Raw genomic sequence first — 19,882 nt, forward strand, 5'->3', positions numbered from 1 at the left:
CGCGCCGGTCCCTTTCCACGGAGACCAGCATGGACGATATCGTCATCATCGGGGCGGGCGAGGCCGGCACCCGCGCAGCCTTCGCCACCCGCGAAACCGGCTTTTCCGGCACCGTCACGCTGATCGGCACGGAGCCGCACCTGCCCTATGAGCGTCCGCCGCTCTCCAAGCCACTGGACGGAGCCGTGCAGATGAAGGCGATCTGCACGGCCGGGGCGCTGGAAGCCGCCGGCATTGCCTATCACCAGGGCCTCGCCGCCATCCGCATCGACGCCGCCCGCCGCAGCATAGCCCTCAGCGACGGCCGGATATTGTCCTATGGCAAACTCCTGCTTGCCACCGGCGCCCAGCCCCGCCGGCTGGCATGCCCCGGCGCCGAGCGCGCGCTCGACTTCCGCACCTATCGCGATGCCGAGACCCTCTTTTCCCGCGCCGAAACCGGCGGGCCTGTCGCCATCATCGGCGGCGGGCTGATCGGCATGGAGCTTGCCGCGGTACTGCGAGGCAAGGGCATTGCCGTCAGCATCATCGAGGCAGCATCCAGGCCGCTCGGACGGGCGGTTCCGCCACGCTTTACCGAAAGGCTGCATGCCCGGCACCGGGAGGAGGGCGTGCATTTTCATCTCGGTCTCGGCATTGCCGAAATCACCCCCGATGCCGTCATGCTTGCCGATGGCAGCCGCGTTCCCGCCGGCACCGTCATCTCGGCCATCGGCGTTCTGCCCGACATCTCGCTTGCCGAGAGGGCGGGGCTCGCAACGGCGAACGGCATCCTCACCGACAGCTTCCTGCGCACGAGCGACCCGCATATCTTCGCCGCCGGCGATTGTGCCGCCGTTTCCCAACCGGGCGGCGGCGCCATGCGGTTCGAGAGCTGGCGCAATGCGCGCAGCCAGGCCGAGACGGCCGCGCGGAACATGACCGGCGCCCACGAGGCCTTTGCCGCCACGCCCTGGTTCTGGTCCGATCAATACGATCTCGGCCTGCAGGTGGCAGGCCTGCCCCAACCGGGGCACCAGAGCATCCTGCGACCGGTTGCCGGGGGCGAACTGGAATTCTACCTTGCGGACGGTCGCCTCGTGGCGGCAGCCGGCCTCGGCGCCGGCAACGCGGTGGCGAGGGACATCAAGCTGGCCGAGATGCTGATTGCCGCCGGCATCCGTCCCGATCTCCCGGCGCTTGCCGATCCGGCCGTCAACCTCAAGGCGTTTCTCAAGAGCGCCCGGGCCGCCTGATGCAGATGCTGCTCGTCTTCCAGTCGCTCTGGGCCATGGAGCGCCGCCATACGGATGGCCATGAGCGCAGCCTTGCGGAAAACATCGCGATGATCGCAAGGGCAGGGTTCGACGGTGTCAGCGCGCACTATACCAACCGCGCCGATGTCACCCGCCTTAACGAAACACTAAGCGGCACCGGCCTGAAGATCGAAGGCGTCTGCTTCCCCCGCAGCGTAGACGACCTGCGCCTGCCGCTGGAGCTGGCCACCGAATTCCCGGTCAGCCATATCAACCTGCAACCCGATGTCCGCCCGCGCCGGATCGAGGATTGCCTGCCGCTTCTCGACGGATGGATGGAGCTTGCCGAAAAGGCAGGCGTTCCCGTCTATATCGAGACGCATCGCGACCGGATGACCACGGACCTCTACTTCACGCTCGATCTCCTCGACCGGCGGCCCGACCTGCCGCTTCTCGCCGACCTCTCGCATTTCCTGGTCGGCCGGGAGTTCGCCTTTCCGGTCTCGCAGGAGAACCATGCGCTGATCCGGCGCATCCTCAACAATGCCCAGGCCTTCCACGGCCGTGTCGCCTCGCGCGAGCAGGTGCAGATCGAAATCTCCTTCCCGCATCACCGCCCCTGGGTCGATCTCTTCCGCGCGTGGTGGGACTACGGCTTCCGCGACTGGCGCTCCCGCGCAGCCGAGAACGCCACGCTGGTCTTCACCTGCGAGTTGGGGCCAAAACCCTATGCGATCACCGGTCGGGACGGCAACGACACGACGGACCGGTGGGAGGAGGCGCTTCAGCTCCGCGGGATGGCGCTCGATCTCTGGGCTGCCAGTGCCGCGCCCGCTCGGGATGGTTAACGAACGCTTACCTACTGGTCCACCGAAAGGAGCAGTGCCGCAGGGGACTTGGCGAAGAGGAGGGAAAGTGGGAGATCCTGGCCGAGCGTGAAAGTATCTCCATCGAGAACGGAGCGCAGGACGCGGCCAACCAGGCGAGAGGGGAGGGCAGCGGCCATCTCGCGTAGGGCTGTATCCTGCAACAGCAGAGTGCCGGGCGTCACCTTTCCAAAGGTGAGCCGGGGAACGGCGACGATCGCGAAGGCCTGCTGCGTGCCGCGCAGGAAGGCAAGCGCGCCACCGTCGCCGCCGGAAACGGCGAGGGGCTGGTAGGGACCCGAGAAGGGGAGGGGGCTCATCCGTCTTGCCGTCAGCACGGTCGCCGTGAGCCATTGCTTGTAGAGGGGAAACGTCGCGCCGGTGGGTTCGGGCCTTTCGGGGATCGCCATTCCGGCGACATCCAGCATCGCCCGGTTGTCGGGATCGACGAGGGAGAAATCGCAGCGCTCGCTGCCCTGGTAGAGATCGGGAATCCCTGGCGCCGTCAGCTTGATCATCGCCTGGCTGAGGGCATTCATCCGGCCGGCATCGATGAAGGGAGCAAGTGTCGCGTCGAAATCCCGCAGGAAGGCATCGTGCTGCATCAAACCATCGACGAAATCACCGACCATCCGTTCGTATTCGGCATCGGGTTCTGTCCAGCTCGTGGCGCGTTTCGCCTCGCGCAGGGCCTTGGTGGCGTAGAGCCTCATCCGCTCCCCCAGCATCCCCAGTGCGGCGGGGTCGTCAGAAGCACCGGACGGCCAGATGCCGGCGAGCGACTGGTAGATGAGCCATTCCACCTCCGGTTCCGGCACGCTTCGCCCACCGGACGCATGGCGCAGGGATGCATTGAGCCCGCCCCACCGCCGTGTCGCGGCAATCCAGGCATCCGGCGCCTCGGTCAGCGTGTAGAGCCGGGCGCGGGCGTCCTCGCCCCGTTTCGTATCATGGGTCGAGCTTGCCGACAGGCCGTTCGGCATGGCCTCCGCCCGGTTCGCCATGAAGGCATCGAATGCCGGCACGCCGCCGGCTGCGGTGCCGGGGTCGCCGCCGACCTCGTTGAGGGCGATAACGGCATTTTCCCGGTAGAACAGGGTGTCCTCCACCGCCTTTGCCATGATCGGGCCGCTGAGCTGCTGGAAGCGCCGCCGGAATTCGGCGCGGGGTCCTGCTTCGGCGGGAACCGGATCGTCGATCAGAAGCGCGGCCACGAAATCGATCGCAGGACGAAGCGCGGCCTTCTGCGCGGCTTCGATAGCATTCTTGCGTACCGCATGCACCAAGGCGCGGTCGCCTTCGGGCACGACGGTCTCCGTCGTATAGGTACGGTAGACGGGGAGCGCGATGATGAAGACACGGATCGCCTCCGCCAGGATCGCGTGGTCGAAACCCAGCCCGCCCGCATCGGCGATCGTCTTCGCAAGCCTTGCGACGCCCGCCACTTCGCCCGCGAAATTCTCCGTCAGCATCTGCCGTTTGGCGCTCCGCCTCTCCTCGGAGTAGGCGTGCTGCCGGTCCGGCGGTTTCAACGCGGCGAAAGCCTGTTGCAAGCGCTTCTGCCCCCGTTCGTCGACAAGGGCATCCGCCAGCGCCCCGATGAATTCGTAGCCGGTCGTGCCCTGGACGGGCCAATCCGCCGGGAAGGGCTCGTTCCTCTCAAGAATCTTTTCGGTGGCGATATAGGGGGCGGAGCCGACGGCGGCCCGCAGAAGCCCAAGATAGCCAAGAGGATCGGCAAGCCCGTCGATATGGTCGATCCTGAGCCCGTCCACGATCCCCTCGCGCACGAGGTCGATGATCAGGCGGTGGCTGTCTTCGAAAACGCGGGCATCCTCCACGCGCAGGCCCACCAGGCCGGCGATCTCGAAGAATCGGCGATAGGTCAGGTGCCGGCCGGCGGTCTTCCAGTCGGTCAGCTGCCAGGGCTGGGCATCGTGGATTGTACGAAGCCGGGCGGGATCCCGCGATATCGCCTCCAATCCTTCGGTGATCGCCTCCCGATTGCCCGGGACAGCAAGCACGCCGGACAGACGGTGCAGGTTCTCCGCCTCATCCCCGGGATGGAGGACGGCACCGGCCGCACGCAGATCCGCAAGGGCCGGCGGCCCCGCATCGGCCAGGACCAGCGGATAGCTGCGCGGATGAAGTGGATAGAAGGTCTCGTGATAGCGAAGCGCCAGCAACCCGTCGCGCGGGTCGAGCGCGAGGCTCATCGCCCCGCTTGCCAGCTCCGCGTCAAAACCATCGCCGAGGAAGGGAAGCGTCAGGCGCTCGGACCAGTCGATATCGAAGTACCGGGCGAAGGGGCTTTCCGCGCCCCATGTCACGACATTCCGCCACCAAGGATTTTCCAGATTGGCGGCCATGTGGTTGGGCACGATGTCGAGGATGAGCCCCATGCCGCGGGCACGGAGATCGACAGACAGGCGCCGCAAGCCATCGAGCCCGCCAAGGCCGGGGTCGATTTCGTTTGCATCGGTGATGTCGTAGCCGTGGGTCGATCCACCGACCGCGGTCATGACGGGAGAGGCATAGAGATGGCTTATGCCGAGCGCCTCGAGATAGGGCACAAGCTTGCATGCCCGGGCAAAATCCATGCCGTTGCGGAACTGGAGGCGATAGGTCGAGCGGATCGGGATCAAGGCACTGCCTCGCTGGCCGGCGGCACGAAGAGGTCAAGTCCGGCGGCGCTTGAAATCCGATTGTGAAACTACCCCGGCCAGCCGGTTCTGCCGGTCGAGCACGGCGAGGCGGCGCAGATGCAGCGACTGCATGTTGGCCAGCACGCCCTCCGGCTCCTCATCCTCGAAACAATAGGTGATGTTGGTCGTCATGACGTCGCCGACCTTCGTCGTTTCCGCATTGAGCCCCGGCGCGACGGCCCGCAGGATGATGTCGCGATCGGTGAGGGTGCCGACGAGGCCGCTTGCGTCGGCCACGGGCAGGAAGGCTATATCCCATTCCGCCATCAGGCTTGCGGCGTATTGAAGGGTCTCTTCGGGCCGGACGAGATGGACATTGCGGGTCATGATGTCGCCGATGGGCATGGGGACCTCTTGCTGAGCGCTTTCGCTAGGAACCGGCGAGCGCGACTTTGGTTCCAATGGGCGCGCTCGCGGCGTGATCGACGGTGACGACAATCGCCGGGCCGGCCGCGGTTTCCGCCGCAAGTTCGAAGATCGCATCTCCCCCGGCCGCCGGCCAGGCCTTGCGTTCCCCGGTCAGGTTTGCCCGCAGGCAAAGAGTGGCGGCAGGAAAACGCCAGTCGATGGCAAGAACGCCGTCCTCGGCGGGCAGGATATGCGGGGTGGCCTCTGCCGAGAGCAGCGGCGCGACATGCGTCTGCCGAAGCCGGATCAGCGCGCGCACGAAGTCGATGCGCCGCCGGCCACCGGGCGAGGTCGCGCGGGACCAGTCGAGCTTCGAGCGCTGCAGGGTCTCCTCGGCATTCGGATCGGGAAGGTCTTCCACGGTCTGGCCCGCCGCCAGCCCGCCGAACTTCTCCGCCTCCTTCTTGCGCCCCTGCCGCACGGCCCGGGCCAGGTCGCCGGTAAAATCGGCGAAGAAGAGGAAGGGCCGATCCTCGCCATACTCCTCTCCCATGAAGAGCAGGGGCACCGGCGGAGCGAGCAGCAGCAACGCCGTCATGACGTCGAGCAGCGCCGGATCGGCAAGCCGCGCGAGCCGGTCCCCGAAGGCCCGGTTGCCGACCTGGTCATGGTTCTGCAGGAAGTTGACATTGACCTGCGGCGGCAGGCGATCCTGCGGCGCCGGCCCCACCCGGTCCCGGCTGCGATCCGCATGCACGAACCCCTTGGCCGCCGCCTCGCGCAGGAGTGCATAGGTGTCCTGCGCAAAGGGCGCGTAGTGCCCCTGCCGCTCCCCGGTCGCGACGACATGCAGGGCATGGTGGAACTCGTCGTTCCAGCCGGCCGTGTAGTGGCGCACCACGCCATCGTCGCGGTTCAGAAGGCTCTTGCGGCTCAACTGGTCCTCGACGACGAGGTGGACCTGCCGATCCGGGACGGCCTGCCGGATCGTTTCCGCCATTTCGATGAGGACGTGCCGCTCGCTTTCGTCATGGATCTCCTCGGTCGCATCGAGGCGCAGGCCATCGAACCGGTAGCCGACGATCCAGTGCAACGCGTTGTCGATGAAATAGCGGCGCACCGCCTCGCGCTCGAAGGCGAGCGCCGCGCCCCAGGGCGTATGGCGTTCGGGATGGAAGAAGGGCGGGGCTATGCGCGGCAGGACGTTCCCGACCGGACCGAAATGATTGTAGACGACATCGAGCAGGACCATGATCCCATGGCCATGCGCGGCATCGATCAGCGCCTTCAGGTCGTCGGGCGTGCCATAGGCATTGTGCGGCGCATAGTGCAGCACGCCGTCATAACCCCAGCCGCGCTGCCCGGCGAAATGCGCGACGGGCATGATCTCGATGGCGGTTATGCCGACATCGCGCAGGTGCGGAAGCCGCTCGATGGCGGCACGGAAGGTGCCTTCCGGCGTGAAGGCGCCGACATGCAATTCGTAGAGAACCGCCTCCTCCCATGGGCGCCCCTTCCAGCCGGAATGCTGCCAGGCATAGCCGGCATGGTCGATAAGAACGGAGGGGCCTTCGACATCCTTCTCCTGCGCATGCGTGGCGGGATCGGGGATCACGAGGCCATCGGAAAGCCGGAAGGAATAGCTGTCGCCCGGACGCGCAAGGTCCGTCTCGACCGCGTACCAGCCGTCGCCGGCCGGGCGCATGGCGATCTCGTTGCGTCCGACAAGCAGCGTGACCCCGTCTTCGGCGGGTGCCCAGAGGCGGAATTGCACCCGCCCGTCCTCAAGGAGGGCCGGCCCCCAGCATCTCGGCGTCAACGATGCCTGCGTCATGCGGATCCTCTTGCTGAATGCGGGGAAGGGAACCGGGCAGCGGTGAAAATGTTCCGGAACAAATCCCGTCTTTTCGCGTTGCACCATCGCTCTCCTCGCACCGGACCGGCGCTCTCCGTTCCTCCCGGCGAAACCCGTCGCGGGCCACGATGAGAACTGGCGGCGGCGGCACGGGATTTTCGGCCCGTCTGCCTGTTGCTTCAGGGGAGCACCTGCTCGACCGAAGGGGACGCATCGCATGAGCTATTCATTTTCCGAACTCGACTTCATGAAGCCGGAGCTCGGCGCCGAATTCACCGGCGAGGGCACGCATTTCGCCGTCTTTTCCGCCCATGCCGAGCAGATGGAACTCTGCCTGTTCTCCGACGACGGCAAGGAGGAGACCGACCGGCTGCCGCTGCCCAAGCGCGAGGGCGACATCTGGTCCGGCTATATCGCCGGCCTGAAGCCCGGCACCGTCTACGGCTACCGGGCGCAAGGCCCCTACGACCCGAAGAACGGCCACCGTTTCAATCCCAACAAGCTGCTCCTCGATCCCTATGCCAAGGAAATCGTCGGCGAGATCGCCTGGGACGACGCCCTCTACGGCTACAGCATCGGCGATCCGGCCGGCGACCTCTCCTTCGACGAGCGGGACAGCGCACCCTTCATGGTCAAGGGCGTGGTGCAGGATCCGGACTTCGACTGGGCGGGCGATGCCGCCATCCGCCGGCCATGGACCGAAACGATCATCTACGAGGCGCATGTGCGCGGCATGACGATGAGCCATCCCGGCGTACCGGAAGAGCTGCGCGGCACCTTCATGGGCATGGCGAGCGATCCGATCATCGAGCATCTCGTCGATCTCGGCATTTCCGCCATAGAACTCCTGCCGATCCAGTATTTTCCCGACGACCGCTATCTCGTGGAAAAGGGGCTGCGCAACTATTGGGGCTACCAGACGCTCGGTTTCTTCGCGCCGCAGCCGCGCTTCCTCTCCGGCCGTGCCATCACCGAGTTCAAGACCATGGTCAAACGCTTCCATGCCGCCGGCATCGAGGTCATCATGGACGTCGTCTACAACCATACGGCCGAAGGCTCCGAACGTGGCCCGACCCTGAGCTTCCGCGGGCTCGACAATCTCAGCTATTACCGGCTGTCGCCGGGCGACCTGCGCCATACCTATGATACGACCGGCACCGGCAACACACTCAACATCGCCCATCCCATGGTGCTGCGCATGGTGCTCGACAGCCTGCGCTACTGGGTCGGCGTCATGCATGTCGACGGCTTCCGCTTCGACCTTGCCAGCACCCTCGGGCGCACGCGGCACATCGAGTTCGACCGCGAAGGCACGTTCTTCGATGCGATCCGGCAGGACCCGATCCTTTCCGGCGTGAAGCTGATCGCCGAGCCCTGGGACGTCGGCGACGGCGGCTACCAGGTCGGCGGCTTCCCGCACCCCTTCCGCGAATGGAACGACAAGTACCGCGACGACGTGCGCCGCTTCTGGAAGGGCGATGGCGGCCTCGTTTCGGGGCTTGCGACACGGCTCACCGGCTCGGCACCGCAGTTCAACCATTCCGATCGCGGCGCCACCTCGTCGGTCAACCTGATCAGCGCCCATGACGGCTTTACGCTCATGGACACCGTCTCCTATGACGGCAAGCACAACGAGGCGAACGGCGAGGACAACCGCGACGGCCATTCCGACAACCATTCGCACAATATGGGTGTCGAAGGCCCGACGGAGGACCCGGCCATCCGCTCGGCACGCGATCGCCGCCGGCGCAACATGATCGCGACCCTGCTGCTCAGCCAGGGCGTGCCGATGCTGCTCGGCGGCGACGAACTCGGCAACAGCCAGAACGGCAACAACAATGCCTATTGCCAGGACAACGAGACGGGCTGGACCGACTGGGACGGCCTCGATGATCCGTTCCTCAACTTCTGCAAGGGCGCCATCGCCTTCCGCAAGCGCCATCCGGCGCTCCGGCAGGAACGGTTCCTGACGGGCGAGGCAGGCGAGGACGGCACCGTCGAGATCGCCTGGTACGGACCCGACGGCGCCCTCATGACCGACGCCGCCTGGAAGGACGGAAATCTGCGCACCCTCGGCCTCTTTCTCGCCAAGCCGGCCAACGGGGAAGGGGTGGACCAGCTCTTCATGGTCTTCAACGCGGGCGGGGACTGCACGGTGACGCTGCCCGCAGCGAACGGCATCACGGCATGGAAACGGGTGCTCGACACGGGATCTGACGACGATGCCTTTGCCGAACATCCCGCCGACGGCTCCGTCATGGTCTCCGGCGCGAGCATTGCCGCCTTCGAACCGGCAGGCTGACCATCGACCATGGCACCGGAAAACCTCAAGGAAACCGGCCTCGTCTATGTCAGCGACAGCGAGCCCGGCATCCGGCGCCAGCGGTCCGGCCGCGGTTTCTGCTATCGCCTGCCCGACGGGGCGCTGCTGCGCGATGCGGATATGAAGGCGCGCATTGCCGCGCTCGGCCTGCCGCCGGCCTATGAGAATGTCTGGATCTGCATGGAGGCCAACGGCCATCTGCAGGCCACCGGCTATGACGCGCGCGGGCGCAAGCAGTATCGCTACCATCCCGACTGGCAGGCACTGAAGAGCGGCGACAAGTTCGACCAGCTCATCGCCTTCGGCCGCGCGCTGCCGAAACTGCGGCGCGCGGTCCGGCGCGACCTTGAAGGCGCGCCCGGCGCGGTCGATACGATGCTGGCCGCAATCACGGTACTGCTCGACGAAGCGCAGCTTCGTGTCGGCAACCGGGCCTATGCGGTGGAGAACAAGACCTATGGCGCGACGACGCTCCTGAAACGTCATGTCTCGCTTGCGGAGGGACGCATCGCGCTACGGTTCACCGCCAAAGGCGGCAAGCGCGTGCGCCGGACGCTGAAACATCCCCGCCTCCAGCGCCTGCTCGAGGACTGTGCCGACCTGCCGGGCCGCCAGCTCTTCGTCTGGAAGGACGAGGGCGATCTGGTGCGGCCGATCGATTCCGGGCGGCTCAACACCTATCTCGCCGAGATTTCCGGCATCGCCATTTCGGCGAAGACCTTTCGCACCTGGGCCGGCAGCCTCACCGCCTTCACCCATGCCCGCCACGCGATCGAAGAGGGCGGCCGCCCGACGATCAAGGGCATGGCCGAGGCGACGGCCGAAGCCCTGCACAATACGCCGGCCATCGCCCGGTCGAGCTACATCCACCCGGATATCATCGCACTCGCCGAAACACCGGAAGCCCTCGGCCTTGCCCTGAAATGCCCCGTGCTCGACATTTCAGGATTGCGGGTGGAGGAGGAACGCCTGCTGCGCTTTCTCGAAAACCGGAAAAGGGCGCAGCAGGGTTAGGGTCGCCGCATCAATGGCTAAGGGCAAGCGCCTTGCCGTCTTTCCGCGGCGGGCGGCGGATCGCGTCGACGGCCCTGCGGGTGGCGTCGTCGATATCGTTGGAATTGCGTTTCGTCTTCAGATGCTCCGGCAGGGCGACCCGCTCCAGTTCGGCGCGCTCGCGTGCCGCCTGTTCCCAATGCTCGCGATCCTTGCCGTGCGGGCGGCCTTCCGCCTCCCATAGGCCATAGGCACGCTTGCTGATCCATTCCTGGCGTTCGTCGTTCACGATGATGTCCCTTCGGTAGTGGCAGCGGTCTATGCCGCCGTCCATGAATTCACGCGGAAACCGGCTTCCTTCGCCGCTTCGATGAAGGCGCGGCGCGCGAAGGCCGGGTCGTCGTCGTTTGTCAGCCCCTGCTCGCAGACGCTTCTGGCTATCAGCGCTGCAGGTCCGTCTTCGATCGGCCAATGGTTCTTCAGGCACAGCAGGGCGTCCCGCGTGCTCTGAACGCGAAGAACCTGCTTGTCGCCCTCCAGCACGACCGCTTCGTCCCATAGCCGGTCGGTTGCAAAGATGGTCATTGCGACCCCTCCATTGCGGGTCTTTCGGCGGGAATATCGACAAGGCTGACGATGCCGACGACCCGCCGGTCGTCATTCACCACCACGAGGCGCCGCACGCCGAGTTCGCGCATGCGGGCCGCCACCGCGGTCGTGTCGTCGCTCTCGTTACACACTTCAGGCGACACGGTCATGAATTCGGCAATTGCCATGGAGGTGGAATGCCCCCGGCCGAGGACCGACACGACGATATCGCGATCCGTGATGATGCCGACGATGGCGCCGACGCCCGGCACCTCGACCGGAAGGGCGCCGACCTCGGTTTCCAGCATCAGCCGTGCGGCCGATTGTGCGGTATCATTGGGAGAGACGGTCACGATCTGGGCGGACATCACGTCCTTCACACGCATCTTCGTCGCCCCTTCATAACCGCCCATTGATGAGGCTGCGGCCGTTCGGCGCGGCGGGGACGACCACCTCGTCGTGGTCCGGTCGGTTGAGCGGCAAATCGACCTGCTGCGGCACGATCACCTGCGGCTCCCAGGAATTGCGGCGTTTGCGGGTGTTCCGGAGGTCCGCATCGGGGGTAACGGCGGGTTTGCGGGCTAGCGGCTTCTTCTTCTGGCGCACGTCGGACTCCTGCGAACGGTTTTGTCTTTTCAACAAACGCAAGCGCCCGCGCTTGGTTCCCGAAAAACCCCGGAACCGACGTGCCTTCCGAGCATTATTGCCGAGCCGGACCGGTATCACGCGGAGAAAGTTGCCCATGCTGTTTGCAGGAAAGATCGCCCTCGTCACCGGCGCTGGGTCCGGGATCGGCAAGGCGACGGCCCTGGCATTCGCGCGCCATGGCGCCAGTGTCGGTGTCTTGAGCCGCAACCCGGACGAGGTGGAAGCGGTCGCCACCGAGATCCGCCGGCAGGGCGGCGAGGCCCTGGCGCTTGCAGCGGATGTGGCGGACGAGGCGTCGATGCGCGCTGCCGTGGAGCAGCTCTCCACGGCGTTCGGCGGCCTCCACATCGTCGTCGCCAATGCGGGGATCAACGGCGTCTGGGCGCCGATCGACGACCTGACGCCTGCCGAATGGGACGAGACGATCGCCACCAACCTACGCGGCACCTATCTCACGCTGCATCTCACCGTCCCCCTGCTCAAGCGGGCAGGGGAGGGCGCGATCGTCGTCGTCTCCTCGATCAACGGCACGCGCACCTTCTCGACGGCGGGCGCGACCGCCTATGCGGCCACCAAGGCGGCGCAGGTCGCCATGGTGCAGCAATTGGCACTGGAGCTCGGCAAGGCGCGCATCCGCATCAACGCCGTCTGCCCCGGCGCCATCGAGACGCGCATCGACGACAACACCGAGCGGCGCGGGGCGGGCGAGGCCGGCATCCCCGTTATCTGGCCGCAGGGCGATATACCGGTCTCGCAGGGCAAGCCCGGGACCGCCGACGAGGTTGCCGACGCGATCCTCTTCCTCGCCTCCTCCAAGGCGCGGCACATCACGGGTATCCCGCTGTGGATCGACGGCGGACAGGGTCTGTTGCGCTAGGGTGCGGGTGCCGGGATATGGCGCCTGCCCGTCGTTTGACGCGGCGGGGCCGCGCCCTATCTCCTCTCGCGGTTCCGCCGTCGTGAGAGGTGCGGATCGAGACGGGCAGCATGGGCAGCGGCTTTTCCCGGTGACGCCAGATAAGGCGCGTAGCCGGCCGCGGGGCATTTGAAAGAGGCAGTGAATGGGGCTGGGTGAGGGTCTGAACGACGCGGTGGACAGCCGCTATCCATTTCTAAGCGGTGGCGGCGATGCCGCCCTGTTGATTGGTGCTTTCGATTGGTCCCGAACACCGGTCGGCCCCTTGGACGGATGGCCGCAGAGCCTCAAGACGACGGTAGGCTTTCTGTTGCGCTCGCCGGTGCCGATCGTCCTGCTCTGGGGGGAAGACGGCATCATGATCTACAACGATGCCTATTCCGTCTTTGCCGGCGAGCGGCATCCGGCCCTGTTCGGCAGCAAGGTCCGCGAGGGATGGCCGGAGGTCGCCGATTTCAACGACAATGTCATGAAGGTCGGTCTAGCCGGCGGAACGCTCGCCTACAAGGACCAGGAGCTGACGCTCTACCGGCGCCGGGGCGAGCCGGAACAGGTCTGGATGAACCTCGACTACTCGCCGGTGCTCGGCGAGGATGGCCACCCGGCCGGGGTCATCGCCATCGTGGTCGAGACCACCGCCAAGGTGAAGGCCGAGGAGCGGCTGAAGACGGAGCGCGAGCGGCTTCGCCTGATGTTCGAGCAGGCACCCGGCTTCGTGGCGACGCTCTCCGGCCCGGACCATGTCTTCGAGATCGCCAACAATGCCTATCTCCAGCTCGTCGACCGCCGGGACATCCTGGGCAAGCCGATCCGGGAGGCGCTGCCCGAGGTCGTCGAGCAGGGCTTCGTCGATCTGCTCGATCGTGTCCTTTCGACCCGCCGCCCCTATTTCGGCAGGGGCGCGCGCGTCCTCCTGCGGCGCGGGCATGACGAGGCGCCGGTCGAGCGCTACCTCGATTTCATCTACCAGCCGGTTTTCGACGACAGCGGCAAGGCGACCGGCGTGCTCGTCCAGGGCCACGACGTCACCGAACAGCGGGCGGCCGAGGAGGCGCTACGGGAAAGCGAAGCCCGCTTCCGGCTCGCGGCGGACAATGCGCCCGTCATGCTCTGGATGGGCGACCAGAACGGCAGGTGCCTCTACCTGAACGCAGCGAAACGCGCCTTCTGGGGGGTGGCGCCGGAGGACGTCGCCAGCTTCGACTGGAACGACACGGTGCATCCCGACGACCGGCAGGCACTGGCCGCGACCGTCGGCGAGGCCATGCGCCGGCAGGTGCCGTTCACCGCCGAGGCACGCTATCGCCGCAAGCTCGGGTGCTACCGGCTGCTGCGCACGCAGGCGCAGCCGCGCTTCGGCGCGGGCGGCGAGTTCCTCGGCATGATCGGCGTCAATGTCGACGTCACGGAGGAGCGGGCGGAGGAGATCCGGCGCAACGCCCTGATCGAACTCACCGACCGTTTCAGCCAGCTCACCGACCCCGCCGACATCGCCTTCGCCGCGGCCGAGACGCTGGCGAAGGCGCACAATGTCAGCCGCGCGGGATATGGTACCATCGACCTCGTTGCCGAGACGATCACCATCGAGCGCGACTGGAACGCCCCGGGCGTCAAGACGATCGCCGGCGTGCTCAATTTCCGCGAATACGGCACCTATATCGACGACCTGAAGCGCGGCGAGACCGTCGTGGTGGCGGATGCCGAACAGGACCCCCGGACGAAGGCGACCGCCGAGGCGCTGAAGGCGATCAAGGCGCGGGCGTTCATCAACATGCCGGTGACGGAGGCTTCGGGCCTCGTCGCACTGCTCTACCTCAACCATGCCGAGGTGCGCGAATGGTCGGAAAGCGAGCTCGACTTCGTGCGCGACGTCGCGGCCCGCACCCGCATCGCCGTGGAGCGGCGGCGTGTCGAGCAGAAGCTGGAGCAGCTCGCCAACTCGCTCGAACGTCAGGTCAGCGAGCGCACGGCGGAGGTCAACCGTCTCTGGCGCAATGCCCGCGACCTGCTGGTGGTGACCGGCGAGGACGGCACGATCCGCTCGGTCAACCCGGCCTGGACTGCGGTGCTGGGCTTTCCGGCGCGCGAGAGCATCGGCCGGCGCCTCGGCTCCTTCGTCTGGCCGGAGGATGCGGCCACCTTCCTTGCTGCCAGCCGGCGCGCCGGCGTCCCGGACCTCGACGTGCGCTTGCGCCATCTCGACGGCTCGGTGCGCTGGATCTCCTGGCGCATCTTCGCCGAGGAGGGCCTGACCTTCGCCTACGGCCGGGACGTCACCGCCGAACGGGAACAGGCCCGCGCGCTCGCGGAGGCGGAGGACCAGCTTCGCCAGGCCCAGAAGATGGAATCGATCGGCCAGCTGACGGGCGGCGTCGCCCACGACTTCAACAACCTCCTGCAGGTCATCTCGGGCAATCTCCAGCTGCTCGGCAAGGACGTGGCCGGCAACGCCCGCGCGGAGCAGCGCGTCGCCAATGCCATTGCCGGCGTCAGCCGCGGCTCCAAGCTCGCCAACCAGCTTCTCGCCTTCGGCCGCCGCCAGGCGCTGGAACCGAAGGTCATCAACATCGGCCGCTTCGTCATGGCGCTGGAGGACCTGTTGCATCGCACGATCGGCGAAGCGATCGAGATCGAGACCATCCGCTCCGGCGGCCTGTGGAACACCTTCGTCGACCCCTCGCAGATCGAGAACGCCATCCTCAACCTCGCGATCAATGCCCGTGACGCCATGAACGGCATCGGCAAGCTGACGATCGAGGTGGGCAACGCGCATATCGACGACGCCTATGTCCGCCATCATCCGGATATCAAGACCGGCCAATATGTCGTCATCGCCGTCACCGATACCGGCGAGGGCATGTCGGCGGACGTGCTGGGGCGCGCCTTCGAGCCCTTCTTCTCCACCAAGCCCGCCGGCAGGGGCAGCGGCCTCGGCCTTTCCATGGTCTATGGGTTCGTCAAGCAGTCGGGCGGGCATGTGAAGATCTACAGCGAACCGGGGGAGGGCACGACGGTGCGCATCTATCTGCCCCGCTCGCTGGAAGAGGAGGACCGTCTCGCCGAGGTCGATTTCGGCCCGGTCACCGGCGGCACGGAGACGATCCTGGTGGCCGAGGACGACGACGAGGTGCGTGCAACGGTCGTCGAGATGCTGGGCGACCTCGGTTATTCGGTGCTGAAGGCGCGCGACGCGGCAAGCGCACTGTCGGTCATCGAAAGCGGCGTGCCCATCGACCTGCTTTTCACCGATGTCGTCATGCCAGGCCCGCTGCGCAGCCCCGACCTTGCCCGCAAGGCCCGCGAGCGCCTGCCGAACCTCGCGGTGCTCTTCACGTCCGGCTATACCGAAAATTCCATTGTTCACGAGGGCCGGCTCGACGCCGGCGTCGATCTCCTCTCCAAGCCCTACAGCCGGGAGGCGCTGGCCCGAAAGATCCGTGCCAGCCTCGCAGGCCGCCGACCGCCTTCATCGCAGGCCGACACGCCCGCGAACGGCGGGATGGTCGCGGCGCCGGAAACAAAGCGGCTGGCGATCCTGCTGGTCGAGGACGATTTCCTGATCCGGCTCAATGCGGTCGATCTCGTGCAGGAACTCGGCCATGAGGTTGTGGAGGCGGCGACGGCGGAACAGGCGTTGCCCCTGCTGAAGGAACGGCGCTTCGACGTCCTCCTGACCGATATCGGCCTGCCCGCCATGTCGGGGGCGGACCTTGCCATCCATGCCCGCGCGGAAGACGCGGAGATCGGCGTCGTCTTCGCCACCGGCCACGACCGCCTGCCCGCCATTCCCGGCGAACGGGCGGCCGTGCTGCTGCTGAAGCCCTATGACAGCCGCGAGATCGCCGCGGCGCTGGCGGCGGCGACCGCCTGAGACGTTTTCCTCGATGCGCACGCGTCGAGGGAACATTGCATGGCCTTGCGGGTTTGGCGGGGAGATTCCCAACGAGGAGGCCATTCCATGCCTGCAAAATCGAAAGCACAGCAGAAAGCTGCCGGGGCCGCGCTCGCAGCCAAGCGCGGCGACATCAAGAAGAACGAACTGAAGGGCGCATCGCGCAGCATGGAGAAATCCATGTCCGAGAGCGAGTTGAAGGAGCTGGCATCGACGAAGCGCAAGGGCAAGCCCGAGCACGCTTCGAAATCCGCCTGACGCTTTGAACCGGGAGGAGCCGATGCGTGTTCTGATCGTCGAGGATGAATTCCTGATCGCCAAACTTCTGGAAAATGTGGTGGAGGACGATGGCTACGAGGCCATCGGCCCGGTTTCGACCGTCGAGCAGGCTCTCGCCTATGCTCCGCGCGCCGACATCGCGCTGGTGGACCTCAGCCTTTCCGACGGAAACAGCGGCCAGCTTCTGGCGCGCCGGCTGATCGACCGTTTCGGTATCGACGTGATTTTCGTGACGGGTGATCCGGGCTCGGTGCAACAGGGGTTCGACGGCGCGCTTGCGGTGGTCAACAAACCGTTCCGCGACGAGGAGATCACCGGCGCGCTGGCCATGGCGCTGGACAAGCGCAGCCGGTCGATCGCCCGCCGCGCAGCCCCCTGACGGCAGCGGCCGGCCAGAGCAACTCCGGCGAAACCCGGGATTGCTCTGGAAACCAGTTTCTGCCGCACTATCCCGGCTGGGAATGCCCTAGAGAACGAAGATGTCCGCGGATGTAAGGCGCAGGCCCGGATCCAGCGTTGCGATCTGCTGGCGCGCGGCATCGCCCGAACCGTCCGCCTCATAATAGAGGGCGCCGGTCTTGTTGTCGTAGATCACCCTGTCGCTGGCATCGACGGCCGCATTGCCGATGCCGATCGTCTTGAACAGCGCCGAGCCGGCCGGCCTCGCCGAGGCCTGCAAAGATATCGTTGTCCAGGCCGATCATATCGGCCCCGCGCTTGAAATCGGTGATCACGTCACGGTTCGCCGCCGTCGGCGCATGGCGGAAGATGAAGGTGTCGTTGCCCGCGCCGCCGCCAAGACGGTCGGCCCCTCCGCCGCCGAAGAGCACGTCGCCACCGGCACCGCCGAGGAGCCGGTCCTTGCCGGCCCCGCCTTCGATGACATCATTACCGGCGCCGCCATTGATGACGTCGTTGCCGCCGAGGCCGCGCAGCGTGTTGGCGGCGCCGTTGCCGGTGATGACATTGGCCGAGCCGTTACCCGTCCCGTCAAGGGCGGCCGTGCCGGTCAGCGTCAGCTTCTCGTGATAGCGGCCGAGCGTATGGGAGATCGAGGACAGGACGAGATCGACACCGTCGTCGGAATACTCCCATTCGAATGTGTCGCCCGCGCCGAAAACATAGGTATCGTTGCCGCCGCTGGTGCAGCGGTAGATATCCGCGCCCGCGCCGCCGTCATAGAAATCATTGCCGGTGCCGCCGTTCAGCACATCGTTACCGTTGCCGCCAAAAAGCCTGTCATTGCCGGAATAGCCGAAGAGATAGTCGTTGCCATTGCCGCCGTAGAGCCTGTCCGCCTTGTCGCCGGCTTCGGTCGCGTAATAGCCGCCGCCGTCGATATAATCGTCGCCGTCGCCACCATAGATGACGTCCGCGCCGTTGCCGCCATCGACATTGTCGTCGCCGCCGGCGCAGTACAGCACGTCATTGTCGTCGCCACCGTCCATCTCGTCATTGCCGGCACTGCCGTAGAGCCTGTCATTGCCGGCATCGCCGAACAGCGCATTGCGGATGGTTTCGAAAATCGTGTCGTTCTGCAGGCCCGCCCAGAGCACGTCGTTGCCGTCGCCGCCGCGCAGGGTGTCCCCGCCGCTGCCGCCGACCAGAAGATCGTTGCCCGTGCCCCCTTCCAGCCTGTCGTTGCCGGCCTGGCCGTAGATACGGTCGTCGCCGGCATCGCTGTAGAGCACGTCGCTCGCGCCGTTCTGGCTGGTCTGCCAGTTCGGTTCGTCGGCGCCGCAATCGCCATAGATCACGTCGTTTCCGTCACCACCATAGATTGTGTCACCCTCCGTGTGGTCATCGCCGTTGTTGTAGATATCGCCGAAGATGATGTCGTCACCGCCGAAACCGCGCAGCGCTCCCTTGGTGTTGGCGGAATCGTAATCCCCGTAATTGTCGTAGGTGCCGTCGCTCAGCAGCAGGGCCGTGCCCCAGAGGATGTCGTTGCCGTCGGTGCCGTTGTTGTTGCCGTTTGGATCGCGTGCCATGTTTCCCTCGTTTGCCGTGGCGGCCCGCGCCGCCGTTTCCGGCGCTTCCGGCCGCGAACCATCGGTTTCGCGGCAGAAGACACCGACCGTCCCATCGCCGCCCGGGTCAGCCGGGCTTCGACAGGATCGCGAGCCTACACCGCTGCCGGACGCGGTGGCTTGGGGAGGGAATCAGGGGTTTGGGATACTGCTGCCCGTCAATTCGAGAGGAAATGCTGGCGGATATCGGACGGCGTCGCCTGGAAGCGGCGGCGGAAAAGCTGGTTGAACCAGGAGATGTCACCGAAGCCGGCCATCAGGGCGATGGCGGCGATCGTATGATGTTTCAGGCCGGGATCGCGCAGCAGCCCGTGCACATGATCGAGCCGCTCGGCGGTCACATGGTCTGTGAAGCTGGTGCCTTCCTCGTAGAACAGCGCGCGCACGTAAGGCACGCTGATGCCGTGGCGCTTTGCGAGCCATTCGAGGGAGAGACGCGGATCGCTAAGATGCGCGGCGATATCGGCCTTGAGCGCCTGCCGCCGCGCCGCGCGCGCACCGTTCCCGCGCGCCTGGTGGGCGGCGTCGCGCTTTGCGCCCAGCATCAGCACGGCAAGGTCGACGAGATGGGCGGCAAAGACCGTCTGGTCCTCCTCGGTGATATCGGCATCGCTGTCGAGCAGCGAGGCGGCATAGCTGTTCAAGAGATGGGCCGCCGGGTCGCGCAGCGACCGCGTCTTCAGCAGGCTGTCTGAAGACGCGATGCGATCGATGACCAGGGCGCGCGGAATGGCGATGCTGAGACAGGAGCTCTTCTCGGCGACCATGGTCACCGTCTTGCGGTCGCGCCGCATCACGTTGACGTCGCCCGGCCGGATGAAAAGGTCCTCGCCGCGGGCATCGTGCACGCCGTTGCCGCCGGCAATGCTGAGATAGAGCAGGGCGTCCTCGTCGGACGGGGTGAGCAGCGTGACGGGCGTCGTGTCGGCGGCCGCGATATGCACGCCGCCGACCCCGCGCAGCCGCATGTCGATATCGACCGGCATCTCACCGAGAAAATCGATCGTGGTGCGGACGTGGCCGTTGTAGACCGCTTCGACCAACTCCTTGCGCAGGCATTCGGCAGTCTCTCGCGTGGAAAACTGGACGACGGTCATCAGGCCCCCGGCAATCGTTGATCGTTCGACCCGAAGCGCAGACTATGTCGCTGGAGGCCACAGGATCAAGACGTGCCGATGCACGCGCCTATTCGCGCGGCAGTAGA

Annotated in this window: 18 protein-coding genes; 8 read left to right on the plus strand and 10 right to left on the minus strand. The window is 66.2% G+C overall.

Going from position 1 to position 19,882, the window contains the following annotated elements:
- The first annotated feature begins 29 nt into the window (after positions 1-29).
- Positions 30-1,235, plus strand: coding sequence for an NAD(P)/FAD-dependent oxidoreductase (locus AABF56_RS27540; protein WP_272808270.1), 1,206 nt, complete (start codon positions 30-32; stop codon positions 1,233-1,235).
- Positions 1,235-2,083, plus strand: coding sequence for a sugar phosphate isomerase/epimerase family protein (locus AABF56_RS27545; RefSeq protein WP_272808271.1), 849 nt, complete (start codon positions 1,235-1,237; stop codon positions 2,081-2,083). The genes AABF56_RS27540 and AABF56_RS27545 overlap by 1 nt, the downstream gene beginning before the upstream one ends.
- 11 nt (positions 2,084-2,094) lie before the next feature.
- Here the strand turns inward: AABF56_RS27545 and treY are convergent, their stop codons facing one another.
- Genes treY through treZ form a run of 3 tightly spaced genes read right to left on the minus strand, consistent with a single transcriptional unit; the run spans position 2,095 to position 6,988 of the window.
- The gene (gene treY / locus AABF56_RS27550; protein WP_272808272.1) at positions 2,095-4,746 is read right to left on the minus strand and encodes a malto-oligosyltrehalose synthase; all 2,652 of its coding nucleotides are present in this window, start codon (positions 4,744-4,746) and stop codon (positions 2,095-2,097) included.
- 33 nt (positions 4,747-4,779) lie between these two features.
- A complete protein-coding gene (locus AABF56_RS27555; protein ID WP_244770681.1) occupies positions 4,780-5,151 on the minus strand; it encodes a CBS domain-containing protein in 372 nt (123 codons plus the stop codon).
- Positions 5,152-5,176: 25 nt separating this feature from the next.
- Positions 5,177-6,988: a malto-oligosyltrehalose trehalohydrolase gene (treZ, locus tag AABF56_RS27560; protein ID WP_272808273.1), complete on the minus strand. Its 1,812-nt coding sequence runs from the start codon at positions 6,986-6,988 to the stop codon at positions 5,177-5,179.
- A 238-nt stretch (positions 6,989-7,226) separates the two neighbouring features.
- On the opposite strand from treZ, the gene glgX reads away from it, so the two are divergent.
- Both glgX and AABF56_RS27570 read left to right on the plus strand, forming a co-directional pair.
- Positions 7,227-9,311, plus strand: a complete 2,085-nt coding sequence (glgX, locus tag AABF56_RS27565; RefSeq protein WP_272808274.1) for a glycogen debranching protein GlgX — start codon at positions 7,227-7,229, stop codon at positions 9,309-9,311.
- 9 nt (positions 9,312-9,320) lie between these two features.
- Positions 9,321-10,346 carry a DNA topoisomerase IB gene (locus AABF56_RS27570; protein WP_272808275.1) on the plus strand — a complete coding sequence of 342 codons (1,026 nt, stop codon included), beginning with the start codon at positions 9,321-9,323 and terminating at the stop codon, positions 10,344-10,346.
- Between the two features lie 10 nt (positions 10,347-10,356).
- On the opposite strand, the gene AABF56_RS27575 is transcribed toward AABF56_RS27570, so the two are convergent.
- Genes AABF56_RS27575 through AABF56_RS27590 form a run of 4 tightly spaced genes read right to left on the minus strand, consistent with a single transcriptional unit; the run spans position 10,357 to position 11,519 of the window.
- Positions 10,357-10,614 carry a DUF2934 domain-containing protein gene (locus AABF56_RS27575; RefSeq protein WP_272808276.1) on the minus strand — a complete coding sequence of 86 codons (258 nt, stop codon included), beginning with the start codon at positions 10,612-10,614 and terminating at the stop codon, positions 10,357-10,359.
- Positions 10,615-10,643: 29 nt separating this feature from the next.
- On the minus strand, positions 10,644-10,904 hold the full coding sequence (locus AABF56_RS27580) for a DUF982 domain-containing protein (RefSeq protein ID WP_272808450.1): 261 nt from the start codon (positions 10,902-10,904) through the stop codon (positions 10,644-10,646).
- Between the two features lie 2 nt (positions 10,905-10,906).
- Complete coding sequence (locus tag AABF56_RS27585) at positions 10,907-11,299, minus strand: CBS domain-containing protein (protein WP_272808277.1); 393 nt, start codon at positions 11,297-11,299, stop codon at positions 10,907-10,909.
- A 13-nt stretch (positions 11,300-11,312) separates the two neighbouring features.
- A complete protein-coding gene (locus tag AABF56_RS27590) occupies positions 11,313-11,519 on the minus strand; it encodes a hypothetical protein (protein WP_272808278.1) in 207 nt (68 codons plus the stop codon).
- A gap of 136 nt (positions 11,520-11,655) precedes the next feature.
- Here AABF56_RS27590 and AABF56_RS27595 point away from each other — a divergent pair, with 136 nt between their 5' ends.
- The 4 genes from AABF56_RS27595 to AABF56_RS27610 all read left to right on the plus strand — a co-directional run bounded on the left by AABF56_RS27595 (position 11,656) and on the right by AABF56_RS27610 (position 17,027).
- Entirely contained in the window at positions 11,656-12,438 is a 783-nt protein-coding gene (locus tag AABF56_RS27595; protein ID WP_272808279.1) for an SDR family oxidoreductase, read from the plus strand.
- A 397-nt stretch (positions 12,439-12,835) separates the two neighbouring features.
- Positions 12,836-16,348: a PAS domain-containing protein gene (locus AABF56_RS27600; RefSeq protein ID WP_445190519.1), complete on the plus strand. Its 3,513-nt coding sequence runs from the start codon at positions 12,836-12,838 to the stop codon at positions 16,346-16,348.
- Between the two features lie 87 nt (positions 16,349-16,435).
- Positions 16,436-16,627 (plus strand): DUF3008 family protein, encoded by a 192-nt coding sequence (locus AABF56_RS27605; protein ID WP_244770690.1) that lies wholly within the window; start codon positions 16,436-16,438, stop codon positions 16,625-16,627.
- A 22-nt stretch (positions 16,628-16,649) separates the two neighbouring features.
- Positions 16,650-17,027 (plus strand): response regulator, encoded by a 378-nt coding sequence (locus tag AABF56_RS27610; protein ID WP_244770691.1) that lies wholly within the window; start codon positions 16,650-16,652, stop codon positions 17,025-17,027.
- 87 nt (positions 17,028-17,114) lie between these two features.
- On the opposite strand, the gene AABF56_RS27615 is transcribed toward AABF56_RS27610, so the two are convergent.
- The 3 genes from AABF56_RS27615 to AABF56_RS27625 form a co-directional block, all read right to left on the minus strand.
- Positions 17,115-17,243 (minus strand): hypothetical protein, encoded by a 129-nt coding sequence (locus AABF56_RS27615; RefSeq protein ID WP_272808280.1) that lies wholly within the window; start codon positions 17,241-17,243, stop codon positions 17,115-17,117.
- Positions 17,206-18,639, minus strand: coding sequence for a calcium-binding protein (locus AABF56_RS27620; RefSeq protein WP_272808281.1), 1,434 nt, complete (start codon positions 18,637-18,639; stop codon positions 17,206-17,208). The genes AABF56_RS27615 and AABF56_RS27620 overlap by 38 nt, the downstream gene beginning before the upstream one ends.
- A gap of 197 nt (positions 18,640-18,836) precedes the next feature.
- Positions 18,837-19,775, minus strand: coding sequence for a helix-turn-helix transcriptional regulator (locus tag AABF56_RS27625; RefSeq protein WP_272808282.1), 939 nt, complete (start codon positions 19,773-19,775; stop codon positions 18,837-18,839).
- Between the last annotated feature and the right edge of the window lie 107 nt (positions 19,776-19,882).

The sequence above is a fragment of the Shinella sp. WSC3-e genome, from assembly GCF_945994535.1.
Classification (GTDB): domain Bacteria; phylum Pseudomonadota; class Alphaproteobacteria; order Rhizobiales; family Rhizobiaceae; genus Shinella; species Shinella yambaruensis.